Source organism: Amycolatopsis echigonensis, assembly GCF_014174495.1.
GTDB lineage: Bacteria > Actinomycetota > Actinomycetes > Mycobacteriales > Pseudonocardiaceae > Amycolatopsis > Amycolatopsis echigonensis.
The window spans coordinates 1-10,557 of sequence record NZ_JACJHR010000148.1 but is presented as its reverse complement, the minus strand read 5'-3'; the positions used below and the strand labels follow the sequence as shown (position 1 = coordinate 10,557).

10 protein-coding genes are annotated in these 10,557 nt (G+C 70.8%); all 10 read right to left on the bottom strand.

The window, feature by feature from the left end:
• Positions 1–99: 99 nt before the first annotated feature.
• Genes tyrS through argC form a run of 10 tightly spaced genes read right to left on the bottom strand, consistent with a single transcriptional unit; the run spans position 100 to position 10,267 of the window.
• On the bottom strand, positions 100–1,374 hold the full coding sequence (tyrS, locus tag H5411_RS44530; RefSeq protein ID WP_183127748.1) for a tyrosine--tRNA ligase: 1,275 nt from the start codon (positions 1,372–1,374) through the stop codon (positions 100–102).
• Between the two features lie 32 nt (positions 1,375–1,406).
• Positions 1,407–2,042 carry a DNA-3-methyladenine glycosylase gene (locus tag H5411_RS44525; protein ID WP_183127746.1) on the bottom strand — a complete coding sequence of 212 codons (636 nt, stop codon included), beginning with the start codon at positions 2,040–2,042 and terminating at the stop codon, positions 1,407–1,409.
• A 44-nt stretch (positions 2,043–2,086) separates the two neighbouring features.
• On the bottom strand, positions 2,087–3,502 hold the full coding sequence (gene argH / locus H5411_RS44520) for an argininosuccinate lyase (RefSeq protein WP_183127744.1): 1,416 nt from the start codon (positions 3,500–3,502) through the stop codon (positions 2,087–2,089).
• Positions 3,503–3,526: 24 nt separating this feature from the next.
• Positions 3,527–4,525 (bottom strand): argininosuccinate synthase domain-containing protein, encoded by a 999-nt coding sequence (locus tag H5411_RS49155; protein WP_183127742.1) that lies wholly within the window; start codon positions 4,523–4,525, stop codon positions 3,527–3,529.
• Positions 4,522–5,022, bottom strand: a complete 501-nt coding sequence (locus H5411_RS44510) for an arginine repressor (protein ID WP_101439390.1) — start codon at positions 5,020–5,022, stop codon at positions 4,522–4,524. The genes H5411_RS49155 and H5411_RS44510 overlap by 4 nt, the downstream gene beginning before the upstream one ends.
• Complete coding sequence (gene argF / locus H5411_RS44505; protein ID WP_183127741.1) at positions 5,019–5,945, bottom strand: ornithine carbamoyltransferase; 927 nt, start codon at positions 5,943–5,945, stop codon at positions 5,019–5,021. Before argF ends, H5411_RS44510 begins: the two co-directional genes overlap by 4 nt.
• Positions 5,945–7,150, bottom strand: coding sequence for an acetylornithine transaminase (locus tag H5411_RS44500; RefSeq protein ID WP_183127739.1), 1,206 nt, complete (start codon positions 7,148–7,150; stop codon positions 5,945–5,947). The genes argF and H5411_RS44500 overlap by 1 nt, the downstream gene beginning before the upstream one ends.
• Positions 7,147–8,085 (bottom strand): acetylglutamate kinase, encoded by a 939-nt coding sequence (gene argB / locus H5411_RS44495; protein ID WP_183127737.1) that lies wholly within the window; start codon positions 8,083–8,085, stop codon positions 7,147–7,149. The genes H5411_RS44500 and argB overlap by 4 nt, the downstream gene beginning before the upstream one ends.
• Positions 8,082–9,242, bottom strand: a complete 1,161-nt coding sequence (gene argJ / locus H5411_RS44490) for a bifunctional glutamate N-acetyltransferase/amino-acid acetyltransferase ArgJ (RefSeq protein ID WP_183127735.1) — start codon at positions 9,240–9,242, stop codon at positions 8,082–8,084. Before argJ ends, argB begins: the two co-directional genes overlap by 4 nt.
• Entirely contained in the window at positions 9,239–10,267 is a 1,029-nt protein-coding gene (gene argC, locus H5411_RS44485; protein ID WP_183127733.1) for an N-acetyl-gamma-glutamyl-phosphate reductase, read from the bottom strand. Before argC ends, argJ begins: the two co-directional genes overlap by 4 nt.
• Positions 10,268–10,557 lie beyond the last annotated feature (290 nt).

The following is a 10,557-nucleotide window of genomic DNA, read 5'->3' as shown; positions in this document are numbered from 1 at the left end:
TTGAAGAACTTTACACGCCCTCCCAGGGCCCGAAACAGGGGGGGGTCCCTTAACTGCGTTCTCGCAGGTCAGGGCCCTGTTTCGGGCCGCGGGCGGAGATCAGCCCCCGACGCGGACGCCGGCGACCGTGCGCTTGCCCTTGCGGACCACGAGCCAGCGGCCGTGGAGCGCGTCGGAAGCCGAGGGCTTCCACTCCTCGTCGGCGATCTTCACGTTGTTCACGTACGCGCCGCCTTCCTTCACGGTCCGCCGGGCCGCGCCCTTGCTGTCCACCAGTCCCCCGGCGAGCAGCAGGTCGACGATCGTCGCGTCGACGGCCGGCTCGACCTTGCCGTTCGGGACCTCGGCCATCGCCGCGTCGAGCGTCGGCGCGTCCAGGTCGGTCAGCTCGCCTCGGCCGAACAAGGCCTGGCTCGCCGCGATGACCTGGCGCGTCTGGTTCTCGCCGTGCACCAGGTTCGTGAACTCCTCGGCCAGCCGCTTCTGCGCGGCGCGCAGGTGCGGACGCTCCTCGGTGTCCTTCGCCAGCGCGTCGATCTCCTCCCGGTCGAGGAAGGTGAACAGGCGCAGGTAGCGGACGACGTCAGCGTCGCCGACGTTCACGAAGTACTGGTACCAGGCGTACGGCGAGGTCAGCTCCGGGTCGAGCCACACGTTGCCGCCGCCGGTGGACTTGCCGAACTTGCGTCCCTCGGCGTCGGTGACCAGCGGCGCGGTCAGCGCGTGCGCCGTCCCGCGGTCGACCTTGCGGATCAGGTCGACGCCGCCGACGAGGTTGCCCCACTGGTCCGAGCCGCCGACCTGCAGCTTGCAACCGTGCTTGCGGTACAGCTGCAGGTAGTCCTGCGACTGCAGCAGCAGGTAGCTGAACTCGGTGTAGGACATGCCGTCGCCCTCGAGCCGCCGCTTCACCGTCTCCCGGTTCAGCATCACGTTCACCGAGAAGTGCTTTCCGACGTCCCGGAGGAATTCCAGCGTGTTCTGCTTCCCGGTCCAGTCGAGGTTGTTCTCCACGATCGCGCCGGTCGGCGAATCGTCGAAGTCCACGAACCGCTCCAGCTGCCCGCGGATCCGCCCGGCCCAGTCGGCGACGACGTCCAGGGTGTTCAGCGTGCGCTCCCCGTTGTCGCGAGGGTCGCCGATCATCCCGGTGGCGCCGCCGGCCAGCACGATCGGACGGTGCCCGGCGCGCTGGAACCGCTTGAGCATCAGCAGCGGGACGAGGTTGCCGGCGTGCAGGCTGGGCGCGGTCGGGTCGAAGCCGCAATAGAGCGTGAGCGGGCCGTGGTCGAGTTCTCGGCGCAGGGCGTCGATGTCGGTGGATTGCGCGATCAGGCCGCGCCAGGACAACTCGTCAAGGATGTGCTCACTCACACCTGTAGATGATCCCCCACCAGGTCAAACGACTATCCCGCGGGTCGCACCTGCCGACGTTTCCCGCCGCGGCGGTAGGTCGACACGGCTGGTGAGCCGTCGATCCAGAACCGCCACGGCGTGTCCATCGCCATCGCGACGCCGACGCGCGGGCCGCTGCGCACGTTGTCCGCGGGCACGCGCTCGCCGACGAGCAGCCGCACCGGCGACTCGGGGTCGGTGAGGTCGGCACCGTTCTGCTCCCGGGCAAGGCCCAGCACCGAGGTGAGGATGGCCGGGCCCTTGGCCAGTTCGCCGTTGCCGCGCGCATTCGGCCGCCGCTTCCGCACGATGTCCGCGCCTTCGACGACCTCGCCGGCGCGCAGCAGCACCGCGCCCGGCTGCCCGTCCTCGGTGCCGACGACGTTCGCGCAGAAGTGCATGCCGTAGACGAAATACACGTAGAGGTGCCCGGCCGGACCCCACATCACCGCGTTGCGCGGCGTTTTCCCGCGGTAGCAATGCGAAGCGGGATCGTCGAGCCCGCGATAGGCCTCGACCTCGACGAGCCGCACCCCGACCCGGCCGTCGGGCGTGTCGGCCTCGAGGACGGCACCGAGCAGCAGCCGAGCCAGGTCGACCGGGTCCAGTGCCAGTTCTTCGCGCCGGAACAACCGGTCCACACTCACTCCCCTCGTCAGGCCGCCAGCCTAACCAGCGGCCCGACGACAGATCATTTCAGCCACTGCCGATGCGCCGCGACGCGCTCCGCCAGGCGTTCCCGTTGCTCGGCGACGCGGTCCGGCGCGGTGCCGCCCCGTGCGTCGCGCGAACGGACCGAGCCTTCGACGGTCAAGACTTCGCGCACCGCCGGGGTGAGCGCCGGGTTGATGGCCTGGAATTCCTCGTCGGTCAGCTCGTCGAGCCCGACCCCGCGCGCCTCCGCGACCCGCACGCTCTCCCCCGCCGCCTCGTGCGCGACGCGGAACGGCACGCCCTGGCGCACCAGCCATTCGGCGATGTCGGTGGCCAGCGTGAACCCGGCGGGAGCCAGTTCGGCGAGCCGGTCGGTGTGGAAGGTGAGAGTGCCGAGCATCCCCGCGATCGCCGGGAACAGCAGCTCCAGCTGTTCGACCGAGTCGAAGACCGGTTCCTTGTCCTCCTGCAGGTCGCGGTTGTACGCGAGCGGCTGCGCCTTGAGCGTGGCGAGCAGGCCGGTGAGGTTGCCGATCAGCCTGCCCGCCTTGCCGCGGGTCAGCTCCGCGACGTCCGGGTTCTTCTTCTGCGGCATGATCGAGCTGCCGGTGGCCCACGCGTCGTCCAGCGTGACGTAGCCGAACTCGGCGGTGTTCCAGATGATCACCTCTTCGGCGATCCGCGACAGGTTCACCGCGAGCATCGCGACGGCGAACGCGAACTCGGCGACGAAATCGCGCGAGGCGGTGCCGTCGATCGAGTTCTCCACGCTGGTGTCGAAGCCCAGTTCGGCGGCCACCGCTTCGGGGTCGAGGCCGAGCGACGAACCGGCGAGCGCGCCGGAGCCGTACGGCGACTCCGCGGTGCGCGCGTCCCAGTCGCGCAGGCGGGACACATCGCGCAGGAGCGACTGGCCGTGGGCCATCAGGTGGTGCGCCAGCAGAACCGGCTGCGCGTGCTGCAGGTGAGTGCGGCCGGGCAGGATCGCGTCCGGGTGCCGCGACGCCTGCGACACCAGCGCGTCGATCACGTCGAGGGTGCCCGCGACCACCCGGCGCGCGGCGTCGCGCAGCCACATCCGGAACAGCGTCGCGACCTGGTCGTTGCGGGAACGGCCGGCACGCAGCTTGCCGCCCAGTTCGGCGCCGGCGCGTTCCAGCAGACCGCGTTCGAGCGCGGTGTGCACGTCCTCGTCGGCGACCGTCGGCGTGAACGCGCCGGACGCGACGTCCTGCGCCAGCGTGTCGAGCGCGTCCAGCATCCCGGCCAGTTCCGCTTCGGTGAGCAGACCCGCCTTGTTGAGCACGCGGGCGTGCGCTCGCGATCCGGCGATGTCGTAGGGCGCCAGGCGCCAGTCGAAGTGGGTCGAGGCGCTCAGCGCCGCCATCGCCTCGGCCGGCCCGCTGGCGAACCGGCCGCCCCACAGCTGCACCGGCTGGTCTTTCCCGCTCACGTTCTGCCTCTCTCGTCCGGCGTCTCAGGACGCCTGGGTGCTCGGATGCTGGGTGCTCCCCAGCGGAGTCTGCCCGGTCGCGCGACGGCACCGCCGTCCGACCGGGCGAAGCCGCCTCCCGGGGAGGCCGGCGACGGTCGCGCTGCCCGCGTGCAGCACCAGCCGCACCTCGCCGGACACGCGCTCCTGCGCCCGCCGGACGAACGCGTCCAGCGGCTCGCGCAGCGGCGAGAACCACAAGCCGTCGTGGACCAGCTCGGCCCACCGGCGGTCGACGCCGCGTTTGAACCTCGCCAGATCCCGGTCGAGGGTGACTGATTCCAGCTCTTGATGCGCGGCGATCAGCACCGCCGCGCCGGGTGCGTCGTAGCTGTCCGCCAGCTCGAAACGGCCGATCCCGTGCGCCCCGGCCCGATGCCCGAGCCGCTGCATCGCCTCGGCCACGCTGACCGTCTCGCCGTCGACTGCGACCGGCACCCCCTGGTCGAAGGTGACGACGACCTCGTCCGGCATGCCGAGGTTCGCCACGGCGTCCTCGGTGCAGCGGTAGCCGGAAGTCACGGCCCGGGCCCACAAGGTCCGGCTCGTCGACAATTCCGGCTCGCCCCAGCCGCCGAGTTCGAGGATCTCGAGGTCCGGCGCGAGGGTCGCGATCATGCCGGACAACGCGTCTCCGCCGCCGTGCGCGACGGCCGACGCGTTCCGGTCTCTCGCGGTCGCGACGAGCTGGCTCGCCAGCAACGGCCGGGCCAGCGCCTCGACCAGCGGATGCCGGTCGAGGATCAGCGCATTCGCTTGCAGTGCAAGCAAACAGTAGTCGTTCGCGAATTCCCCGCGGAGGTCCGCGACCACGACCTCGGCGGCTCCGTCCGCAGTCGCCTGCCGCCGGAGCGCGCACAAGTCGACGTCGCCCGCGCCGAAGTCCGCCGCGACCGCAACCACTTCGCTTTGTCCCGCAAGGAGATTCAGCGCGGCGGAGGAGCCGTGCCCGCCCGGATAGGCGAGCACGACCCGCCGGGTCACGGCTCCTCCCCTTCCGCCGAACCTTGCGCGAGCGCGGTGAACCGTTCGGCGAGGTCGCGTCCGGTGAGCGGTTCGCGCGCGATGACGGCGACGGTGTCGTCGCCCGCGATGGACCCGACGACCTCCTCCAGCGCGGCCCGGTCGATCGCGCTCGCAAGGAACTGCGCGGCGCCCGGCGGCGTGCGCAGCACCGTGAGGTTGCCCGAGGAATCCGCCGACACCAGCAGTTCGGCGAGCAGCCGGGACAGCCGCGAGGTGCCCCCTTGCACGCCGCGGACGGGACTGCCGTCCTCGGGGATGACGTAGACCGGCGCGCCCGAGTCGGCGCCGCGCAGCTTGACCGCGCCGAGTTCGTCGAGGTCGCGCGACAGCGTCGCCTGCGTGACCTCGATTCCCTCGGCGGCCAGCAGCCGCGCGAGCTCCGTCTGGCTGCGGATGGCCATCGTGGACACCAGTTCGGTGATCCGCGCCTGGCGCCCGACCCGGCTGCTGGTCATCGGCCGTTCTGCCCGAACAGCCAGACCAGCAGGGCTTTCTGCGCGTGCAGCCGGTTCTCGGCCTCGTCCCAGACCGCGCTGGCCGGGCCGTCGAGCACCTCGTCGGTGATCTCCCAGCCGCGGTGCGCGGGCAGGCAGTGCAGCACGATCGCCTCGTCGGCGGCGAGCTTCAGCAGCTCGGTGTTGATCTGCAGCGCGCGGAACGGGCCGACCCGGTCGAGGCCGTCGTTCTCCTGCCCCATCGACGTCCAGGTGTCGGTGACCAGCACGTCCGAACCCTCGACGGCTTCGCGCGCGTCGGTGAAAACGGTCGCGCTGCCGCCGGTTTCCTCGCCGCGCTTCTTGGCGTCCAGCATCACCTGCTGGTCGGGCTGGAAGCCCTCCGGCGACACGACGCGCACGTTCATCCCGGCCGTGGTGCCGCCGAGCAGCAGCGAATGCGCCATGTTGTTGGCGCCGTCGCCGAGGTAGGTGAGCGTGAGCCCGGTGAGCTTGCCCTTGCGCTCGCGGATGGTCATCAGGTCCGTCAGCACCTGGCACGGGTGGAACTCGTCGGTGAGCGCGTTGACGATCGGGATCGACGCGACCGACGCCATCGAGTCGATGCGCTTCTGCGCGAAGGTGCGCCACACGACGGCGTCGACGTAGCGGGACAGCACGCGCGAGGTGTCCTCGATGGTCTCCTCGCGGCCGAGCTGCATCGAGCGGCCGTCCACGATCACCGGATGCCCGCCGAGCTGGCTGATGCCGACCTCGAACGAGAACCGGGTCCGCGTGGAGTTCTTCTCGAAGATCGCGGCCACCGTCTTGCCGGCGAGCGCCTTCGTGCCGAGCGGATCGGCTTTCAGCTCGTCGGCCAGGTCGAGCAGCGCGGCCTGCTCGGCCGGGGTGACGTCGTCGTCGCGGAGGAAGTGGCGAGGCATCAGTCGGATTCCTTCGTGGTGGTGGAGTCGAGCGCGCCCGGGAGCGCGGAGAGGAAGCCGTGCGCCTGCTGCTCGTCGAGCACGAGCGGCGGGGCCAGCCGGACGGTGTCCGGGGCGACCGGGTTGACGAGGTAGCCCGCGTCCTGCGCGGCCTTCGCGACAGCCGCGGAAACCGGTTCCCGCAGGCCGATGCCGAGCAGCAGCCCCGCGCCGCGGACGCCGGAGACGAGCGGGTGGCCGAGCGCCTCGACACCGGCCGCGATGTCCTTGCCGAGCGCCGAAACGTGGCCGAGCAGGTCGTCCCGGGCGATCGTGCGCAGCACGGCCAGTCCGGCCGCGCAGCACACCGGGTTGCCGCCGAAGGTCGTGCCGTGCTGGCCGGGCTTGAGCAGGTCTCCCGCCGCGCCGACGCCGATCACCGCGCCGAGCGGAAGTCCGCCGCCGAGGCCCTTCGCGAGCGTGATCACGTCCGGCACGACCCCGGCCTGCTGGAAGCCGAACCAGGTGCCGAGGCGGCCGATCCCGGTCTGCACCTCGTCGAGTACGAGCAGCGCACCGGCGGCCTTGGTGATCTCGCGCGCGGCATGCAGGTAACCGTCCGGAGCCGGAATCACGCCGGCTTCGCCGAGCACCGGCTCCAGGAAGACAGCCGCCGTCTCGCCGTCCACGGCGGCCCGCAACGCTTCGACATCGCCGTACGGGACATGCGTGACGCCCGGAACCAGCGGCTCGAACGCCTCGCGCTTCGACGGCTGCCCGGTGAGCGACAGCGCGCCCATGGTGCGGCCGTGGAACGCGCCCTCCGCCGCGACGACCTTGCTGCGTCCGGTGAGCCGGGTGATCTTCAGCGCGGCCTCGTTCGCCTCCGCGCCGGAGTTGACGAACAGGACTTTGCCTTGTCCGTTCAGACCCGCGACGTCGAGCAGGGTTTCGGCGAGTTCGACCGCGACCGGGTTCACGTACAGGTTCGACGTGTGCCCCAGCTTCGAGATCTGTTCGGTGACCGCGCGCACCACCTCGGGATGGGCGTGGCCGAGAGCGTTCACCGCGATGCCGCCGACCAGGTCGACGTACTCGGCGCCGTCCGCGTCCCACACTCGCGCGCCTTCGCCGCGCACCAGCGTCAGGCCGGGGGTTCCGTAGTTGTCCATGACGGCCGACTGCCAGTGCTGCTGACCGTCCGCATTGGACTTGAGGGTAGTCACGCGTGCTCCGTTCCGGAGGGCGCTGCCTCGGGCAGCACCATGGTCCCGATGCCGCGCGAGGTGAAGACCTCGAGCAGCACCGAATGGGCGAGCCTGCCGTCGATGACGTGGGCGCCGCGCACGCCGCCGCGCACCGCGCGCACGCACGCCTCCATCTTCGGGATCATGCCGCTGGCCAGGCCGGGCAGCATGCGTTCGAGACGGTCGACGGGGATCCGGTCGATCAGCGACGACCGGTCCGGCCAGTTGGCGTAAAGACCTTCGACATCGGTGAGCACGACGAGCTTTTCCGCGCCGAGCGCCGCGGCGAGCGCGCCCGCGGCGGTGTCGGCGTTGACGTTGTGCACCACGCCGTCGACGTCGGGGGCCACAGTGGACACCACGGGGATGCGGCCAGCGTTCACGATGTCGAGCACCGCGTCGGGGTTCACCTCGGCGACCTCGCCGACGAGGCCGATGTCGACCTGCTCACCGTCCACAGTGGCCTGTTTGCGCTCGGCGGTGAACAGCCGCGCGTCCTCGCCGGAGATGCCGACCGCGTACGGGCCGTGCGCGTTGATCAGGCCGACCAGCTCGCGGCTGACCTGCCCGACCAGCACCATGCGCACGATGTCCATGGTCTCCGGCGTGGTGACGCGCAGCCCGCCCTTGAACTCCCCCGGCACGCCGAGCCGGGACAGCATCGCGCTGATCTGCGGGCCGCCGCCGTGCACGACCACCGGGTGCAGGCCGGCCAGCCGCAGGAACACCATGTCCTCGGCGAACGCGGCCTTCAGCTGGTCGTCGATCATGGCGTTGCCGCCGTACTTGATGACGACGGTCGCGCCGTGGAACCGCTGCAGCCACGGCAGCGCTTCGATCAGCACCCCGGCCTTCTCGGCCGCGCTGGCGAGCCGTTCGTCGGCGGAGACGAGCCTTCCTCCGGTATCCGTCATGACGAGTACGCGCTGTTCTCTTCGACGTAGGCGTGCGAGAGGTCCGTGGTGTAAATCGTGGCCTCGGCTGAACCGACCCCGAGATCCACGACGACGTCGATGGCCCGCCCGGACAGGTCGGCGGCCGACCGGTCCTCGGCCGTCGTGCCGCCCGCGAACAACGTGACGCCGTTGATGGCGATCGACACCGTCTCCGGATTGATCTGCGCCGGTGCGCGGCCGAGCGCCATCGCGATCCGGCCCCAGTTGGGATCGGACCCGAACAAGGCGGTCTTGACCAGGTTGTCCTCGGCGATCGTCCGAGCCACCACGATCGCGTCGGCTTCGGACGCGGCACCCTTCACCGTGACGTCGACGTCCTTGGTGGCACCTTCGGAATCAGCCCGCAGCTGCAGCACCAGGTCGTGGCTGACCTGGGTGAGCAGCTCGGTCAGCTCGGCTTCGCTCGGCTCCACGCCGCTCGCACCCGAGGCGAGCACGAGCACCGTGTCGTTGGTCGACGTCCCGCCGTCCACGTCAAGCCGATCGAAGGTGATGTGCGTCGCGGCCCGCAGCGCGCGGTCGAGAGTTTCCTTGCCCACCACCGCGTCCGTGGTCAGCACGGACAGCATCGTCGCCAGATTCGGCGCGAGCATCCCCGCGCCCTTGGCGAACCCGCCGACGCTCCACCCGGATTCGTGCTGGGCGAACGCCTGCTTCGGCTTGCTGTCGGTGGTCATGACGCCGGTGGCCGCGTTGAGCGCCGCTTCCGGGGTGGCGTCCAGCGCCTTGACCGCACTGTCCACACCGGACAGAACCGCCGACATCGGCAGCCGCTCGCCGATCAGCCCGGTGGAACACACCGCGACCTCGATCGCCCCGGTGCCCAGCACTTCGGCGACCTTCTCCGCCGTGGCGTGCGTGTCCTGGAACCCGCCCGGCCCGGTCGCCGCGTTCGCCCCGCCGGAGTTGAGCACGACGGCCTTCAGCTTCTGCTGCTTCAGCACTTCCTGCGACCACAGCACGGGCGCGGCCTTGATCACGTTCCGGGTGAACACGCCCGCCGCGACGTCGAGCGGGCCGTCGTTGACGACCAGCGTGAGGTCGAGCGCGCCCGAGCCTTTGATCCCGGCGGCGACGCCGGCGGCGCGGAAACCCTTCGGTCCGGTGACGGTCACGGTGCCACTCCCACGGTGGAAAGTCCGGTGGCCTCGGGGAAACCGAGCGCCAGGTTCATCGACTGGACGGCACCGCCCGCGGTGCCCTTGGTGAGGTTGTCGATCGACGTGACGACGACCAGCCTGCCCGCGTCGGCGTCGATCCCGAGCTGGAGCTGGACGTTGTTCGAACCAACTGTGGCGGCGGTCGTCGGCCAGGTCCCTTCGGGCAGGACCTGGACGAACGGCTCAGCGCCGTAAGCCTTCTCGTACACCGCGCGCACGGCGGCCTCGTCGACGTCTTGGACGAGTTGAGCACTCGCGGTCGTGAGAATGCCGCGCGGCATCGGCGCGAGCACCGGCGTGAACGAAACAGTCACCGGCTTGCTCGCCGCGGCCGACAGGTTCTGCACGAACTCCGGCGTGTGCCGATGCGCCCCAGCGACGCCGTACGCGCTCGCGTTGCCCATGACCTCGGACCCCAGCAGGTTCGGTTTCAGGCTCTTGCCCGCCCCGGACGTCCCCGTCACCGACACCACGGTCACCGCGGGCTCGATCAGCCCCGCCGCCAACGCTGGCGCCAACGCCAGAGACCCGCCGGTCGGGAAGCAGCCAGGAACCGCGATCCGCTTGGTCCCCACGAGTTTTTCGCGCGCCCCCGGCAACTCGGGCATCCCGTACGGCCACTGCCCCGCGTGCTCGCCGGAGTACCACCGTCGCCAGTCCGCCGCGTCCCCGAGCCGATGATCGGCCCCGAGGTCGACCACGAGCACGTCCGGCCCGAGCTGCGCCGCGATCTCGGCCGAATGGCCGTGCGGCAGGGCCAGGAACACGACGTCATGGCCCGCGAGCGTCTCCGCGTTCGTTTCGAGCAGCACGCGACCGGCAAGCGGAACAAGGTGGGGCTGGTGCGTGCCCAGCGTCGTCCCCGCACTGCTCGCCGCCGTGAGCGCGCCGATCTCGACCTCGGGATGGGTCAGGAGCAGGCGCAGCAGTTCGCCGCCGGCGTACCCGCTGGCACCGGCCACCGCGATCTTCACCGTCATACGAATGATTATGCACGAGCGTGCAAGCTCAAACAAAGAGGGTTTGCTCACCCTGGTCGTCCCCTCCCCAGGACTTCCGTGGATTCCGTACGCTCTCCAGGCGTTTTCCCGCCGCAGCAGGTCGGATCAGCCCGAGCGGCGACGTTGGTGGCGCATGACGGCAGGGACCAAACGCCGAGCTGTCCGGGCGCGGGCAACGGACTCTCGGACCGCGCGAACCCGCCGCCGAGTCGCTCCGCCGTCCGAGTCATCCGCGCCGCCCAGCGACAGGCCGCCCTGACGATGAGGAT